14 protein-coding genes are annotated in these 15,791 nt (G+C 56.5%); 5 read left to right on the top strand and 9 right to left on the bottom strand.

What is annotated here, in order from left to right:
• The first annotated feature begins 63 nt into the window (after window positions 1-63).
• The 5 genes from PCO31010_RS05985 (at window position 64) to PCO31010_RS05965 (ending at window position 8,226) form a co-directional block, all read left to right on the top strand.
• Window positions 64-3,132: a type I restriction endonuclease subunit R gene (locus PCO31010_RS05985; RefSeq protein ID WP_150663373.1), complete on the top strand. Its 3,069-nt coding sequence runs from the start codon at window positions 64-66 to the stop codon at window positions 3,130-3,132.
• Window positions 3,122-4,423, top strand: coding sequence for a restriction endonuclease subunit S (locus PCO31010_RS05980; protein WP_174984380.1), 1,302 nt, complete (start codon window positions 3,122-3,124; stop codon window positions 4,421-4,423). Before PCO31010_RS05985 ends, PCO31010_RS05980 begins: the two co-directional genes overlap by 11 nt.
• Entirely contained in the window at window positions 4,420-5,586 is a 1,167-nt protein-coding gene (locus PCO31010_RS05975) for an AAA family ATPase (protein WP_246184456.1), read from the top strand. The genes PCO31010_RS05980 and PCO31010_RS05975 overlap by 4 nt, the downstream gene beginning before the upstream one ends.
• Window positions 5,587-5,635: 49 nt before the next feature.
• Window positions 5,636-7,255 carry a type I restriction-modification system subunit M gene (locus tag PCO31010_RS05970; RefSeq protein WP_150663371.1) on the top strand — a complete coding sequence of 540 codons (1,620 nt, stop codon included), beginning with the start codon at window positions 5,636-5,638 and terminating at the stop codon, window positions 7,253-7,255.
• 320 nt (window positions 7,256-7,575) lie between these two features.
• Window positions 7,576-8,226 (top strand): HNH endonuclease, encoded by a 651-nt coding sequence (locus tag PCO31010_RS05965; protein ID WP_150663370.1) that lies wholly within the window; start codon window positions 7,576-7,578, stop codon window positions 8,224-8,226.
• A gap of 176 nt (window positions 8,227-8,402) precedes the next feature.
• Here the strand turns inward: PCO31010_RS05965 and PCO31010_RS05960 are convergent, their stop codons facing one another.
• The 9 genes from PCO31010_RS05960 to PCO31010_RS05920 form a co-directional block, all read right to left on the bottom strand.
• Window positions 8,403-8,639 (bottom strand): hypothetical protein, encoded by a 237-nt coding sequence (locus tag PCO31010_RS05960; RefSeq protein WP_150663369.1) that lies wholly within the window; start codon window positions 8,637-8,639, stop codon window positions 8,403-8,405.
• Between the two features lies 1 nt (window position 8,640).
• Window positions 8,641-9,420 carry a rolling circle replication-associated protein gene (locus PCO31010_RS05955; protein ID WP_174984377.1) on the bottom strand — a complete coding sequence of 260 codons (780 nt, stop codon included), beginning with the start codon at window positions 9,418-9,420 and terminating at the stop codon, window positions 8,641-8,643.
• Window positions 9,421-9,574: 154 nt separating this feature from the next.
• On the bottom strand, window positions 9,575-11,239 hold the full coding sequence (locus tag PCO31010_RS05950) for a type II secretion system protein GspD (protein WP_174984374.1): 1,665 nt from the start codon (window positions 11,237-11,239) through the stop codon (window positions 9,575-9,577).
• Window positions 11,236-12,294, bottom strand: a complete 1,059-nt coding sequence (locus PCO31010_RS05945; protein WP_150663368.1) for a zonular occludens toxin family protein — start codon at window positions 12,292-12,294, stop codon at window positions 11,236-11,238. The genes PCO31010_RS05950 and PCO31010_RS05945 overlap by 4 nt, the downstream gene beginning before the upstream one ends.
• 5 nt (window positions 12,295-12,299) lie before the next feature.
• A complete protein-coding gene (locus PCO31010_RS05940; RefSeq protein ID WP_150663367.1) occupies window positions 12,300-12,599 on the bottom strand; it encodes a DUF2523 family protein in 300 nt (99 codons plus the stop codon).
• A 7-nt stretch (window positions 12,600-12,606) separates the two neighbouring features.
• Window positions 12,607-14,415, bottom strand: coding sequence for a hypothetical protein (locus PCO31010_RS05935; protein ID WP_150663366.1), 1,809 nt, complete (start codon window positions 14,413-14,415; stop codon window positions 12,607-12,609).
• 38 nt (window positions 14,416-14,453) lie between these two features.
• A complete protein-coding gene (locus PCO31010_RS05930) occupies window positions 14,454-14,699 on the bottom strand; it encodes a hypothetical protein (RefSeq protein ID WP_150663365.1) in 246 nt (81 codons plus the stop codon).
• Between the two features lie 47 nt (window positions 14,700-14,746).
• Entirely contained in the window at window positions 14,747-15,286 is a 540-nt protein-coding gene (locus PCO31010_RS05925) for a hypothetical protein (protein WP_150663364.1), read from the bottom strand.
• Window positions 15,287-15,445: 159 nt separating this feature from the next.
• Window positions 15,446-15,754: a cellulose synthase gene (locus PCO31010_RS05920; protein ID WP_150663363.1), complete on the bottom strand. Its 309-nt coding sequence runs from the start codon at window positions 15,752-15,754 to the stop codon at window positions 15,446-15,448.
• Window positions 15,755-15,791: the final 37 nt, after the last annotated feature.

The following is a 15,791-nucleotide window of genomic DNA, read 5'->3' as shown; positions in this document are numbered from 1 at the left end:
TAAACATAACGACCTGCCACTCGCATTGCCTTCCAATACATAGCCAACGCACGCTCCTCCCCCATGCCTTCATCCAAGTTCACCTACGATCAGCCATCCGGAACGCCGCGCCCGGTTGTCAAAGAAGAGCACATCGAATACGGCTTTCTTGGCAAGCTTCAGAGCTTGAAATACGAATGCCGCGACGACATTCGTGATCGCGCCGCGCTGGAAAGGAACTTCCGGGAGAAGTTCGAGGCCCTCAACCGCGTCAAGCTGACTGATGCTGAGTTCGCTAGGCTCTTGGATGAAATAGTTACCCCGGATGTCTACACCGCTGCCAAGACCCTGCGCGGCATCAATGCCTTCACCCGCGACGATGGCACGCCGTTGAACTACACGCTAGTGAATATCAATGACTGGTGCAAGAACCACTTTGAGGTCGTTCGCCAGCTCCGCATAAATACCGACAACAGCCACCACCGCTACGACGTTCTCATTCTCATCAACGGCGTGCCTTGTGTGCAGATCGAGCTGAAAACGTTGGGCGTGAATCCGCGCCGTGCAATGGAGCAGATCGTCGAATATAAGCACGACCCGGGTAACGGCTACACCAAGACGCTGCTCTGCTTCATGCAGCTGTTCATCGTCAGCAACCGCGATCGCACCTACTACTTCGCCAACAACAACGTCCGTCACTTCGCCTTCAATGCCGAGGAGCGTTTTCTGCCCATCTATGAGTTTTCAGGCGAGGACAACCGCAAGATCACCCAACTCGACGAGTTCGCCGAACACTTCCTGAGGAAGTGCGATCTAGGCCGCACCATCAGCCGATACATGGTGCTGCTTGCGGGTGAGCAAAAGCTCATGATCATGCGGCCGTACCAGATCTATGCCGTGCAGCACATCGTCAAGTGCATTGACGAAGACAACGGCAACGGCTTTATCTGGCATACCACGGGCAGCGGCAAGACGCTTACCTCATTCAAGGCTGCTACTCTGTTGAAAGCAAACGACCACATCCGCAAGTGTGTGTTCGTCGTGGACCGCAAAGACCTCGACCGCCAGACGCGAGAGGAGTTCAACAAGTTCCAGGAGGGCTGCGTCGAAGAAAACACCAACACCGCGGCCCTCGTGCGACGTCTGCTTTCTGAGGACTACGCTGACAAAGTCATCGTCACCACTATCCAGAAGCTCGGCCTGGCGCTGGACGAGAATAGCAAGCGCAACAAGCAGCGCACTAAGAACGGCCAGGCCACCTATAAGGAACAGCTCGAAGCGCTGAAGGACGAACGCATCGTCTTCATCTTTGACGAATGCCACCGGTCCCAGTTTGGTGAGAACCACAAGGCCATTAAAGCGTTCTTCCCTAAGGCGCAGCTCTTCGGTTTCACCGGTACACCGATCTTCGAGGCCAATGCCACGTTGCAGAAGGTCGAGGACACCCAAGCCTCGATGCGAACCACGGCCGACCTCTTCCAGAAGCAGCTTCACGCTTACACGATCACCCACGCCATTGAGGACGGGAACGTCCTGCGCTTCCACGTCGACTACTTCAAGCCCGAAGGCAAGAACCCACCAAAGCCCGGCGAGGCCATAGCCAAGAAGGCCGTCATTGAGGCCATTCTTTCCAAGCACGATGCCGCCACCGGCGGACGCCGCTTCAATGCCATCCTTGCGACCGCGTCCATCAACGACGCCATTGAGTATCACGCGCTGTTAAAGACGATACAGGCGGACAAACAGGCCGCTGACCCTGACTTCAAGCCATTGAACGTCGCATGCATCTTTTCGCCGCCTGCCGAGGGCGACCCGGATGTGAAGCAGATCCAAGAAGACCTGCCGCAGGAGCAGGTAGACAACGAAGAAGACCCTGAGGGCAAGAAGGCCGCTCTCAGGGCCGTTCTCGCCGACTACAACGCCCGCTACGGCACTAACCACCGCTTGAGCGAGTTCGACCTCTACTACCAGGATGTGCAGAAGCGCATCAAAGACCAGCAGTGGCCCAATGCCGACTACCCGGCCGCGCAGAAAATCGACATCACTATCGTGGTGGACATGCTGCTCACTGGCTTCGATTCCAAGTTCCTGAACACGCTCTATGTGGACAAGAACCTCAAGCACCATGGTTTGATCCAGGCGTTTTCTCGCACTAATCGTGTGCTCAACGGCACGAAGCCCTACGGCAACATTCTCGACTTTCGCCAGCAGCAAGACTCGGTCGATGCCGCCATCGCCCTCTTCTCCGGCGAGAAGACCGGTGAGCACGCGCGGGAAATCTGGCTCGTGGACAAGGCGCCTGTGGTCATCCAGAGGCTGGAGACCGCAGTGCAGAAGTTGGACGACTTCATGACGTCGCAGGGCCTTGTCTGCACACCATCCGCCGTAGCCAACCTAAGGGGCGATGAGGCCCGCGCTGCCTTCATAAGTCATTTCAAGGAGGTTCAGCGACTCAAAACCCAGCTGGACCAATACACCGACCTAAGCGAAGACAACATAGCCGCCATCGAACAGGTGCTGCCCGATGAAAACTTGCGCGGCTTCAAAGGCCAGTATCTGCAAACTGCCAAAGAGCTCAGAGCGCAGCAGGGCAAAGATGTCAAGAAAGGTGATGGCCCCGGCGACGATCACCCCGTCGACCAGCTCGACTTCGAGTTTGTCCTCTTCGCTTCCGCAGTCATCGACTACGACTACATCATGGGCCTCATCGCCAAGTTCTCCGCCAAGGGGCCCGGCAAGGCCAAGATGACCCGCGAGGAACTCATCGGGCTTATCAGCGCCGACGCCAAGTTCATGAACGAGCGCGATGATATAGCAGAATACATCGCCACGCTTCAGGCAGGTGAGGGCCTCTCTGAAGCCGCCATCCGCGACGGCTATACCCGCTTCAAGGCGGAGAAAAGCTCCAAAGAACTAGCCGACATCGCAGCGAAGCACGGCCTCACCGCCGCCGCCCTTCAAAGCTTCGTGGACGGCATCCTCGATCGCATGATCTTCGATGGCGAGCAACTCAGTGACTTGATGGCCCCACTCGACCTTGGCTGGAAAGCCCGCACCAAGGCCGAACTCGCCCTCATGGATGACCTCCATCCCCTCCTCACCAAACGCGCCGGTGGCCGCGACATTTCAGGACTCAGTGCGTATGAGCAATAAAGCCAAAGCGACCGCCACGAAGGAAGAGGCAATACCCGCACTAGTGCCGAAGCTGCGATTTCCGGAGTTTCGAGAGGGTGAGGGATGGGAATACGCGCCTCTTGGCAAGTTGCTGATGAAAAGCCCTGACTACGGCGTGAACGCTGCCGCAGTGCCGTTTACTGAACGGCTACCACAATACTTGCGAATTACCGACATCTCGGAAGATGGCACATATCTCAGCGCCCAAAAGGTTTCGGTTGATCTCGAACCAAAAGATGAAATCTATTTGGACGACGGGGATATCGTTCTTGCGCGCACAGGAGCAAGCGTCGGAAAATCATACAGATACCGAAAAGCGGACGGCAGATTGGTCTTCGCGGGCTTTTTAATTCGAGTTAAGCCGAATCCAAAACGGTTGGTTTCCGCATACCTCGCCAACTTCTTGACGACGGAGCAGTATTGGAAATGGGTCGCAGTTACGTCAACGCGCAGTGGGCAACCCGGCATCAATAGCGTCGAATACAGTGCGCTGGCTATTCCTTTGCCGCCTGATGTCCCCGAACAACAAAAAATCGCCGAATGCCTGAGTTCGGTGGACGAACTGATGGCCACGCAAGCGCGGAAAGTGGAGGCGCTCAAGACCCATAAAAAAGGGCTGATGCAAAAGCTCTTCCCCCCTAAAGGCGAAACCCAACCCCGGCTCCGTTTCCCTGAATTCCAAAACGCTGGAGAGTGGGGCGATCAGTCTATTGGAGATTTCGGAAAGGTGGTCACCGGAAGCACTCCCAGTACTGCGCGGCCCGAATTCTATGGCGGAGGCATCCCATTCGTTTCGCCTGCGGACATCTCAGGCATGCGGTTTGTCGATCAAACCAAGGCTACTTTGACTGCAGAAGGCTTTGCGGAAACTCGGCCCATCAGAGCAGGCAGCATCCTTTTTGTGTGCATCGGCTCCACTATCGGGAAGGTGGCCCAAAGCATTTATGACTGCGCAACGAACCAACAGATTAACGCAGTTGTCCCCAACTCCAAGCACTCGGATAATTTCGTTTACTTCGCTCTTTCATTTGCCTCTGAGCGCATCGCGTTACTGGCAGGAAGGCAGGCGGTTCCCATTATCAATAAGACCGTGTTCTCTTCGGTGCGGCTCCTCGTTCCGAAGCTCGACGAACAACAACGCATCGCATCGTGCCTGAGCAGCCTCGATGCCCTGATCACCGCCGAAGCCCAAAAGCTCGAAGCTCTAAAATGCCACAAGAAAGGGCTGATGCAACAGCTTTTCCCATCCCCGGAAAGATCACAGACATGAATCATGAAACCCTCGCCAAGGAATTAGCTGGTGCCAAAGAGCGGGTCACGTTGATCTATGCTTTCAACGCAACTGGAAAGACGAGACTGTCTGTTGCGTACAAAAATGCCACAAAAAGTGGCGACGGCAGCCACGTGGGTGTCTACTACAACGCATACAGCGAAGACCTCTTTGTTTGGGATAACGATCTTGAGAATGGCGAAACAAACATTCAACTCGACATTCGAAAGAGCAGCTTGAACCGCTTTCACAGCTCGCTCACAGAGGACGACATACGCGACAAGCTCAACCGCTTTCGTCCCAACTACCGATTCGACTTCATTCCTCACGAGAATCCTGAGGACGGCATCAGGTCCGTGATGTTTTTCCACGAAGTCGCTGACCCGACTGACTCGAACAAAATCTCCAAAGTGCCGTTCAAGATTTCGCGAGGAGAAGAGAGGATTTTTGTATGGTGCTTCTTTCTCGCGCTTTTTGAGGTCGAAGGATGGGCGGGCAAGCAATCCTCCCACTTCTTTATCGATGATCCCGTTTCTAGTTTGGACGATCACAACATCTTCATCACTGCGGCCACGATCTACGATCTGATCGAAGAGCATCATGAGAAGAGAAAATTCGTCATCACCACGCACCACATAGGCCTCTTCTCAATATTGTCGGACATGCTGACGAAGGGGGAAAAGGCTTCCAAGTTCAAGAAGCTAACCCGAGTCTGCACCCTAAGCTTGAGGAACGAAGAGGTTTCGCTGGAAAGCTCCCGGAACGATGTGTTCCTCTATCACCTCCGGATTCTCCAAGTGTTGGATCACGCGTACGCAGCAAGTGAATTAAAAGCCTACCACTTCGCCCTTCTCCGACAAGTTCTGGAGAACGTCGCGTCTTTCCTCGGGGTGGGGCAATTTGGTTACGTTCTCAAGCAAATTGGAATCGACGATGAGGACGAGGTGGCAACCATCATTAATACCTTATCCCACAAGAAGGTCTATTACTTCGAATCTGATCACCTTAAAGCAGATTCGCTGGCGACTTTTGAAAAGGTCTTCGTCGGAGTAAAGGAGAAGTATCAGTTTGTGCTCCACACGCCTGCAACAGCGGTTGAAGCTCCTCTCTCCCAAAAGCCTGCGGTAGAAGCTCCGCCAAGATCTGCCAGGGAAGCGGTGTAAAGGACCGCAAAGAAGACTCTTAGGAAAGTCCTACAAAAGCGACAAAAGCATGAGCGAAACCAATCAGAAACAACTAGGCAACACTCTCTGGAGCATCGCCGACCAATTGCGCGGGGCTATGGATGCGGACGACTTCCGCGATTACATGCTTTCTTTCCTCTTTCTGCGCTACCTCTCCGAAAACTACGAGACGGCAGCAAAGAAGGAATTGGGCCGGGATTACCCCGATGTGGGCGGCGACACCCGCAAGGTGCCGCTGGCGCTCTGGTATGCGAACAACGTGGACGACACCCCGGCGTTCGAGAAACAGATGCGCCGCAAGGTGCACTACGTAATTCGGCCCGAGCATCTTTGGCACAGCATCGCCAACCTGGCCCGCACCCAAGACTCAGATCTGCTGAACACGCTGCAAGCGGGATTCAAGTACATCGAGACGGAATCCTTCGAGAGCACGTTTCAAGGTCTGTTCTCCGAGATTGATCTGAGTTCGCCCAAACTCGGCAAAACCTACGCCGACCGGAACGCTAAGCTCTGCGCCATCATCCAGAAGATCGCGGAAGGGCTGGCGGAGTTCTCCACCGACATCGACGCGCTAGGCGACGCCTATGAATATCTGATCGGCCAGTTTGCCGCAGGCTCCGGCAAGAAGGCTGGCGAGTTTTACACCCCGCAGCAGATTTCCGACATCCTCTCCGCCATCGTCACGCTGGATAGCCAGGAACCCAAAACCGGTACCAAGAAGCGGCTAGAAAGCGTGTTGGACTTTGCCTGCGGCTCGGGCTCGCTGCTGCTCAACGTGCGCAAGAAGGTGGCCAAGGCAGACGGCACCATCGGCAAGATCTTTGGCCAGGAAAAGAACATCACGACCTACAACCTCGCGCGCATGAACATGCTGTTGCACGGGGTAAAGGACACGGAGTTCGAGATATTCCACGGCGACACCCTGCTCAACGAGTGGGACATGATGCGGGAGCAGAATCCGGCGAAGAAACCGAGCTTTGACGCCATCGTCGCCAACCCGCCTTTTAGCTACCGCTGGGAACCGACCGATGCGCTGGCCGATGACGTACGCTTCAAGAGCCACGGGCTCGCGCCCAAGTCCGCGGCCGACTTCGCTTTCCTGCTGCACGGCTTCCACTACCTCAAAGACGAAGGTGTGATGGCCATCATCCTGCCTCACGGCGTGCTGTTCCGAGGCGGGGCGGAAGAGCGCATCCGCACCAAGCTGCTGAAGGACGGACACATCGACACGGTGATCGGCCTGCCCGCTAATCTGTTCTATTCGACCGGCATCCCTGTCTGCATCTTGGTGTTGAAGAAGTGCAAGAAGCCGGACGATGTCCTGTTCATTAACGCAAGCGGGCCGGAACATTTCGAGAAAGGCAAACGGCAAAACCAGCTCAAGCCCGAGCACATCGCCAAGATCATCAAGACCTACCAGTTCCGGGAAGAGGAGGCGCGCTACTCGCGCAGGGTGGAGATGGCCGAGATCGAAAAGAACGATTTCAACCTGAACATCTCTCGCTATATCAATACGGCGGTGAACGAGAGGGAGATTGTTCTGGACGAGACTCACCAGGATCTAGTGGAGATTGAAAGGGCGATTGCGGCGGCGAAGGAAAAACATAACTCTTTCCTGCTGGAACTAGGTTTGAAGCCGTTGCCATAGAAGTTCACATTGACTTTTCCGTGCCCCCTCGACATGGTGTGGAGTCATTTGCTGCGTCTCAACCGCTTCAAGCGTCGGCTACCAATGCGCATCCCTGTGTAGTGTCCCGATCTCGCGAACGGTAGGCGGCTGCTTCCGGCGCTATGTCGGCGGGCGAGGGGGCGGGGATCAGTCTGTCGTTAACGTCCGTTGACGGTTTCCGACCCGACGCGGGTTATTCGGTCTTTATTTTCTCGTTGCGCTCGCCAGATGATCGACCAATTCATACTGCCGAAGCTCCAAATGGTTGAGCGCACACATCAAAAAAGTCGGCGGCGGCGATGACTCCGTACAAAATCAACATACATGACATCTTTACCGCGTTGCAGGAGCTTGGTGGGGAGGCAACCTACTCGGATATTCAGGGGAGAATTCTGGAGAAGTATTGTTCTGGGAAAGTTCCTCCCAGTTACAAAGACAAATCGACGTTTGATGCCACCATTCGTCGGAAAGTTGAGGATTATTGCCCGCAGTCGAGGGATTTTGACGCATCGAGGTTCGAGCCCAAGTTTCACCGAGTTGCACGGGGAAGGTACAAAATTATCGGCCCCGGTGAATCGGGGTCGACAATTTTTTTTGAGGAGCAGCAGGCAGATTTCGTTTTGCGGATTCAGAAGTCACTCGTCGATTCGCAGGTGTCCCGAGCGCGTCGCCTGAAAACCGCAGTGAAGGCGCCGACCAAGGTGAGAGCAGTGACGGATATCTTCATCCGGAATGCGGACGTGGTCGCAGAGGTTCTGTTTCAAGCCAAAGGATACTGTCAGCGTTGCACAAAGCCAGCCCCGTTTCTTCGAAAGGCTGACGGCTCTCCATATCTGGAGGTTCACCACAAAGTGAGGTTGTCTGACGGGGGGGAAGATACGGTTGAAAATGCTATCGCTTTATGTCCGAACTGCCACAGAGAACTTCATTTTGGGACCGCCTCTGCGTAGAGTACGTGATAAGGGTATACGCCAACTTGTTCAGTGCCTAACTATTTCAAAAATTGTCGACCGCGACTGGCCGTTAGCTGTTTTGTGAAAGAAGCGCGCCCAGAACCCTCGGTTGTGCTGGGCGCGCCCTTCAGCACTCACCAATTGCCAAATTGGCCGAAGGTGATCTTCTCAAACTATCCATTATTGCCACGAAAAGTCGCAGCTTGCGCAATCGCATCCAGGTAGGATGCGATTGCGTCGTATGATGCGAAACGACGGCCTCCTTCGACGTAGGTTGGAACGGGGAACGTATCGGCGCTGATCTGGTTGCGAATGGTTCCTTCTGCGACGCGCAGCACTTCCGAAAGCTGGGCGACGCCAAGTCTGACGCCGTATTGTTCTAGGATGTAAGCGCGAGTAAGTAAGCTCATCTTAGTTTTCCTTCGTAGCAAGCCAAGAGCACCCCAGCCCCTGATTCCAAAATGCTTGGCAGTTGTCCAACTTCGCGCCGACCTCTTGAGCCGCCTCAAACGCCGTCACGATGGCTTTTACCGGGTCATCGCTCAAGATGTGGTCGATGGGGTGGCGCTCGGGGATCGCGATGCCGCGACTCGACCAATAGCGCTTCTCGTTCATTTTGTGCTCTGCGAAGTCCTTGGTGAGGTACTTGCCGAGATAGGCGGCGAGCTTGTGCTGCTGTCCGTTCCGCCGAAACGGATTCCGGACGTTGACGTTGCCATTGTCCTCTCCAACGATGGATATCCAAATCGCACGTAGCACGCGGTAGTTCTGTCGTCCCTTCACCGCGATGTGCAGATGCCACGCGCCACGCTTCTGACGTTCCGGGACGGCCACATACTGGAAGTCCTGAATCTTGTTCAAGCGACGGCGCAATGCGTCGAAGTGGCGCTTGAGGCGCTCCTTGTCCTGCATGTTCTCGCGGTAGGTCAATGTGATCATGCGATCAGCCCCGATTGCCTTACAACGCAATCTGACCTGTCGCTTGGCTCGTTGGGCTGCCGCAATTTGGTTATCTTCCGAATTTTCAGATTCGCCGCGCTTCGCTCTCGGCATCGCGTGAAGCGCTTGAGCGCCCATGTAGCGGTCGAATCGGGTGACTGTGACCTCCACCTGACCCGCTCCAAAATTCCGCCCTCTTACAAGCCACTCCCTCCGGAAGGCGGCATCGTTCCCTAGAATTGGTTCCTGCATGGCAGATCCTCCTCTGTCATGTGTCATTGCGGAGAAAGTCTTGGCCCCGGTGTATTTCTGCCGGGGCATTTTTTCATCCGGACTCAGATGTGTTCGTGCCTCGATTGCGTAGGCTTTGCTACCTCCTTTGACGTTGAGTGTTACGGATATAAATTTAGGGCGCGCTTCGCGCGCCCCCGCCGTCCTCGACCCTGCGGGCGGCGGTGGTCGCGCGAAGCGTCCCTTCTTCATCACGCGCCGCCACGTTGCCAGCAAGGGCGGAAGGGCGGTCTTCAATGAGGGGATGTGTGGTAGGCGGAAGCGCTTCGGCTGACGGCAGTGGTGCTACCCGCTGCTCGGCCGCGCGAGCCGCGCTGAGTCGCGCGTCAACGGCCCGGACGTTGCAGTCGCGTCCGTGCGCCTTGGCTTCGGCATCCGCGCCGACACTCCCGACGCTAGACGGTCTGACGCGCTCCACCTGGAGGACAAGGAGGATTTCCGTGTTTGAGGATGTGTCGGAGCGGCTGTCGAGGAATCTGGGTAGGAAAGCTAGGCCGGTAGCGTTGTCTGATGCCTTGTTGGTCGTAAGTCCACCAATGAGGATGACGTCGCCGTCCTGAGTGCTGATTTCCGTACTCACTTCCCGCGTGTTCAGCGTTGGTGACTTGTTGACGCCCGTTGTCGTCTTCACGAAGTCGCTGATTTGCTGCGAGACGTGCAGATCGATAACACAGTCCTTTACCGTCGGTCTTAGCTCGAAAATGACCCCGGACGAGTGGTATTCCACCGACTGGACCGGTTCACCGCCGCCGCGAGGGTAGGACACTGATTTGAGGACAGGCACCTTTTGCCCCACGGTGAGCTTGCCGCGTGCGCCGGAACGAATGCGCAGATTTGGGCTGTTGATGACCTGAAATCGTGTGTCTTTCGATAGGGCGGAGAAAACCGTGTCAACGTCGCCAGCTCGAATCCGAACGGCATTGCTGAGCTTCTCTCCGCTCATTTGGATCGACAGCCCCAAACCTTTCGACAGCAGATCCAAGGCGAGCTGGAACGCAGAGCCATGCTCTGTAGATTGCGTGACTTCATACGCCGTAGCACGCACGGCGACCTCACCCACCGGGGTATCGACTTGGGGCAACAGGCCTTGAAGCGTGACGATTTCGGCCCGCGTTCCACGGAAGACGAGCGTGTCGCCTTTCTGGTCAATGAGCATTGCTGCGGACCCGTCGGGAATGTTGCCGCCTGCTCGACTGTCAGGCGGCGCGGTCACTTCACGGTTCATCGTGAACTGGCCTCGAAATACTGGCCTCACAAGATTCGCGAGATAGGAGGAGTCGCGGTACTGTGGGCGATAAACGTAAGTGGCTCGAAGCTCTGCCAAGTCGTCGACGCTTGATCGCTTTGATACGAAGTCGATACCGTGTCGTTGTTCGATCCCGAATCCGAGAGAGTCCAGGATGGTCGCGAGGAACTGGCGCAGGTTTCCGCGCTTCGCATCGAACCTGACGGAGACCGTTCGCTGGTCGTTGAGGACGTCCGGGGCAATGACGTAGGGTGTCTTGATGACTTCGCTGTACAGCAGCGAGACGAGCTGCCCGACATTGACGAACTGAAAATCAAAATCCCCGGCTGACACGCGGTTGATGCGGCTTAGCGTTGGTGTCTTCCTGACTCTCCCCGACGGATGCGGGCGGCGCTCGACGTTGTCCCAGACCTCCGGACCGTCATCGTGAAGCGCTGGCCCCCTGTAGTCGATTGGTGCGGGCACCATACGAAGTTCGTCCGCGAAAGTCTGGGCAGCGCCAATCAGTAAAGCTGCAACGATGATTGGTTTCATTGCGTCTCTCCGAACAGGCGAGACGAGGGCTTCTGACCGGACCACGTGGTGACCACTTGGCCATCGACTTCACCGACGATCGCGAGACCGCTATTTCGGAACACCAGTGGAGATTCGACGCGTAGCCGCCCGGTGTTGTCGCTGAGCACGACATAGCGCATGCCCGCGACCGAATACTGTCCTGTGACCCTCCATCGCTCGCTGAACGACGGCAGGCGGGGTGTGTACTCCAATGGCGTGCCTGCAGGGGCCGATGGCGTGGCATCTGGGCTAGCCGTGTTGGTAAGCGGCTCCTCAGTTTTCGGATGAAAGAACCGCCAAAGAAATACGCCGATGCCGATCCAGCAGCACAGGAAGAAGGCGGCTGTCATCCATAGCTTCGGGCTTCGCAGCATGTTCTGACGAGCATCTATCGCGCGCTCTTTCCCTTTGCCGCCTGCATAGGATTGATACAGAGGGAAGACCGCCTTGTCGTACGTCATGGTGCTGCTGCCGAGCCGCGCAGCTTTGGTAAGTCTGCTACCACCAAACATCTCAAGGCGATAGCGATTGCCCAGTCCCAATTCCTTCAGTTTCTTCGTGACGAACGTGACTTCAATCACTGAGCGCAGTTGCCGATGGAGATCCGTGATGGACTGGATCATCAATGCGACATCGCAGGACAGTCCTGTGTCTGGGTGGACGTAATGCCTGTGCATACGGAAGAAGCGCATATGTCCCGGGCTGATCTTGTGCGAGACGGACCAGAACTCCCACGCCTCATCTATTGCCACCAGATCACCCGGTCTGACCATTGACTCAACGTCTGGCCTCGTCTCGTCGGGAAAGAAGTCGTCTTTGAGAACGTCCGAATTTGAAATCGAAATCACCGGCCCCAAGCTCTCCGGCTCAGCCTTCTTGACGTCTATGCAGTAGGCGAGAATGGCGTCCGAGTTGATACCGTCAATGTTGGTCACTACGCGACGACCAGCCAACACGGCTGGCACGATGACATTGCCGACCACTTCATAGCTTTTCCCCGACCCCATAAGGCCTGTGTACGCGTTGATTGCCATAGCGCTTACCCGATGATCGGCAGTCGCCGAATTAAGAAGCGCGCCGCGACGGAGCTAATGACCATCGGAACGCCTTCCGAGGCGGCGAATAGATCGAGCCAGTACCAGACGCCATTAGGGATGCCTGAGAAAGCCTCGTTGAGCGTGGAGACCTTCGGGAAGAAGCTGCTCGACTTGATGGCCGCGACGAGTTCGGTGACGACGTACCAGAGCGCGAAGAATGTTGCCCACTTCACAACCGACGAACGGAACATGAAACCGAGTAGGGCGTTCAGCGCGAAGCCGATGATGGTGAATAACGACATAGCGACCTCAGGCAGACAAAATAATTAGAAGCGCCATGACTGCGAACGCAGCAAGCATGACCTGGCGGAGTTGTGGTCCGATGCGTTCCGCAATCTCGCAGTGCGCGTCGATTGGGATCGAGTGATCGAAGACATTAAGCGTCGTGCGCGGGCAGCTCCCACCGTGTGACGGCATCGTCCATGAGTTGAAATCGGACGTGAGGCCGACCAATGGGTCGAGAATCATTTTTGCGGTGGGCGGTTCTTCCAGTTTCGGCGGAGCGACTGCTGGCACATCACCCAACTCGACTTCAACCTTGACCCGATTGCCGATGTCGACAGTTGGACGATTGATGACGTTGACGTCCTGCACGCCGTCGGTGTTCTTATCGCGGTTCTTGCTTGGATCTGTCGCTTCGTCGGGATCATTCGCCTTGTCCGGATTCGGTTCTGTCACGGGCTTAGGCCGTACTTGCGGATCGGTTTCCGGGTCTATCTGTGGGTTCGGATCTTGTCTTGGTCGGATGCGCGGTGATATCGGTACTTTCTTATCGTCCGGCGGATTGGCGGGTTCGATCACATCCCCGATGTAAGGGACTTTGCGTGGATTCCGTTTGATCCAGACTTCAACCTCTTCCTCAGTGACTGGCTCCGTGTCCCGGTAGGGCAGCCCCACGTAGTTGGCCGTTTCCGCTGCCTGCTGCCAAGACTCATCGATGATCTCGGCAAGCGTCTTGGGGCTGATGGGCATTTTCAGGATGTTGCTGTTCATGTCTGCAACTGCCGCATCCAGATTGGGATACACCTTCGCCGTTCTGACCCGATTCAAGCCCCGAAAGGCGTCGCGGGTAATGCGGAACACATCCGGATTGAGCTGTAGCGTGACCCACTCGTATTTTTCGAGGCAGGAGGGCGGAGCGTTCCGGCAAAAGAGATGCTTGTTGGTCCACATGCGTTCAGCGAAACCCGCGAATTCGCCATCGGCGTCAAACGTCTCGATGATTCGCAACTGCGGGTCTGGATCGCCTGGACCGAACTCCCAACGCGTCCGCAGTTCTTCTAGCTCTGCGATTGAGTTAAGCGGGATGCGGATGGCGTGCTCTGAATATTCGACAGAGATACCGGTGGACACCGACGGGGCTAGTGGAAACTGGTGGCATGCCACCTGTGTACGCTCGGGCGAGCATCCGGCCGTTCGATAGACGTGCGCACGGAGGCGTCTCAGGCGCTCGAAAAGTGGTTCGCCGGTGGGGGAGGTTTCAACTCCGGGGTAAGGCGGCAACGTGACGGGGTTTTTCTGCGGAACTTTGCTTACCACTGCGATGGAGCCATCGTAAGTCTGCCCGATGGCGACTTCGGAGGCCCCTAGTGTTGCAATCAACTGAGTGCCCATGCCACCGATACCGAGTCCCACGAGGATCGTTAGCCAGACCGGAGCACCTGCGAGCGACATACCAACACCGGCGGCTGTCGAGACCACATTAAGTGCCGTGCTGTTTGCGGAGATGGTTTCCAGAGTGGCGATGACGCGAGCATCGTTGGCAGCAAAACCTCGGGAAGCGGCAATGCGCGTAATGACCCCGGCTATTGCGCGATTCATCGCGAAGTTGGCGACAGGGAGCGCTTGTGCCGCGACGGGTTGCTGTGAAAGAAGCGTCAGGAGAGCGAGCGCGACTATCGTTCGCGGCATCGTCATCCCCTCAAACCTTGTACGACAGCCCATCCGCATACGATTCCCCAAATGAAGAAAGCCAGATCCCACAGTTCTTGCGATGGCATGTTGTTTAGCGTTGTCCGTTGCAAGTGATGCAATGCGCAGCAATTCACGGCCGAGCATCCGACACGCGCGCTAGGACGCTCGGCCTCACGTGGTGCTTACCCCTTGATTACTGAGAGGACGATCTTCGCGCCGCGCAGCGTGCCGTACACCGTGGCCAGTGCCAATGCGACGGCAAGGATTGCAGTGGACGTCGAACCCATGCTGATGCCGGACGTCAGCGAGGAAAGGTCCGGGCCAGAGGCCTCTCCCGCTGCATTAGCAAAGCAGGATGCAGTAGCCAGGGCGACGCCGATGCTTGCTTGCGCGCTGATCGATTGGAGTCGTTGAAGTGCCTTCTTCATAGGTGTTTCCTCAAGTTGAAATGCCGGGAAGCGCCCGGCGCGCTGGCTCACCCTCGGCGGATGAAACCGAGCAGTGCGCCTACATGGGCACTCACGAACCAAAGTCCGACGACGGTTGTGAATGCCAATGTCCAGAAGCCCGCCAATTGGCTTGCGTCGAGAGAGGTGGCGGGCATGTGATTGAAACCCGTCGTCGGATCGACGGAGACCATCGCGAACTGCTGCCCGTTCTTGGGAGGGCAGAGTTCGCGGCCAATTGCAGTTGCCGTGTCTGGCGAATGAGCGGGCTTGCAGGCAAGCACACGGATGCTGTGGCTTGTCATGCGTAGGCCTTGCGGCTGCGCCGCTTGCGCGTAGCTGAGTGAACCGGCGCGGAACGCATATAGCCGTCGTAGCCCAAGATTCGGGCCACGAGCGAGCGCGGGGTCTTGCATAAAAATTGATCGCCGTTCGGACGCGTCCAAACGATGCCCCTCCCAAACCCGATCAGACGTCGAAGCGGCAACTTGAGGCGCATCTTTCGCAACGACCGACGCAAAGTCGGACGAGAGCGTCGCAGACGCCTTGATTTGCGGCGTGCTGGGCATGAACCGCCGAGTCGGCTGTGTGACAACTGCTGAAACATCGCAACCCCCGATATCCATCACGGCGAAGCGTTATGAAGGTGTGAAAAATCTGGCGGGGGGCCGGATGTGTGAGGCGAGGAGCGCTCGTCTATGCGAAGGCGCAGCGCGATCTGAACAACTTCACGCGGTTGCCTTGCTGGAAGCGGTGGGGCGTGTATTACTTGCGTAGGGGTGCAGCGCTACAATGCGCGGCACTAGGTGACCATCCATCGACTGTGTGAAGGCGAATTCTGCGAGGTATTCGCCTTTGGTCGTTTCTTTGAGACCGTCGGGCAGCATGACGCGCCCAACGACGGCTTGATCGCCTTCGCTTGTCGATTGGTAGAGCACGCACTGTGCGGTGCGCATGTCGTATGGACGGCCGGTCTTGCTTGAGATGCCTTCGAGTCGCGTGACGTCGATGATGATGAGCTTTTGCTTGCTGGTCATAAGGTCTCCGCTTGCGAGTGAACGGTAGGCACGTGGG

Source organism: Pandoraea commovens (assembly GCF_902459615.1).
GTDB lineage: Bacteria > Pseudomonadota > Gammaproteobacteria > Burkholderiales > Burkholderiaceae > Pandoraea > Pandoraea commovens.
The sequence above is the reverse complement of the archived record's forward strand: the minus strand, read 5'-3'. Positions and strand labels throughout refer to the sequence as shown.

Excerpts from the sequence above, each read along its gene's own strand:
- PCO31010_RS05970 (WP_150663371.1), top strand. The coding sequence starts at position 5,636 with ATGAGCGAAACCAATCAGAAACAACTAGGCAACACTCTCTGGAGCATC.
- PCO31010_RS05925 (WP_150663364.1), bottom strand. The coding sequence starts at position 15,286 with ATGCCCAGCACGCCGCAAATCAAGGCGTCTGCGACGCTCTCGTCCGAC.
- PCO31010_RS05955 (WP_174984377.1), bottom strand. The coding sequence starts at position 9,420 with ATGCAGGAACCAATTCTAGGGAACGATGCCGCCTTCCGGAGGGAGTGG.
- PCO31010_RS05930 (WP_150663365.1), bottom strand. The coding sequence starts at position 14,699 with ATGAAGAAGGCACTTCAACGACTCCAATCGATCAGCGCGCAAGCAAGC.
- PCO31010_RS05980 (WP_174984380.1), top strand. The coding sequence starts at position 3,122 with ATGAGCAATAAAGCCAAAGCGACCGCCACGAAGGAAGAGGCAATACCC.
- PCO31010_RS05945 (WP_150663368.1), bottom strand. The coding sequence starts at position 12,294 with ATGGCAATCAACGCGTACACAGGCCTTATGGGGTCGGGGAAAAGCTAT.
- PCO31010_RS05940 (WP_150663367.1), bottom strand. The coding sequence starts at position 12,599 with ATGTCGTTATTCACCATCATCGGCTTCGCGCTGAACGCCCTACTCGGT.
- PCO31010_RS05935 (WP_150663366.1), bottom strand. The coding sequence starts at position 14,415 with ATGCTCGGCCGTGAATTGCTGCGCATTGCATCACTTGCAACGGACAAC.
- PCO31010_RS05960 (WP_150663369.1), bottom strand. The coding sequence starts at position 8,639 with ATGAGCTTACTTACTCGCGCTTACATCCTAGAACAATACGGCGTCAGA.
- PCO31010_RS05985 (WP_150663373.1), top strand. The coding sequence starts at position 64 with ATGCCTTCATCCAAGTTCACCTACGATCAGCCATCCGGAACGCCGCGC.
- PCO31010_RS05965 (WP_150663370.1), top strand. The coding sequence starts at position 7,576 with ATGACTCCGTACAAAATCAACATACATGACATCTTTACCGCGTTGCAG.
- PCO31010_RS05950 (WP_174984374.1), bottom strand. The coding sequence starts at position 11,239 with ATGAAACCAATCATCGTTGCAGCTTTACTGATTGGCGCTGCCCAGACT.
- PCO31010_RS05975 (WP_246184456.1), top strand. The coding sequence starts at position 4,420 with ATGAATCATGAAACCCTCGCCAAGGAATTAGCTGGTGCCAAAGAGCGG.
- PCO31010_RS05920 (WP_150663363.1), bottom strand. The coding sequence starts at position 15,754 with ATGACCAGCAAGCAAAAGCTCATCATCATCGACGTCACGCGACTCGAA.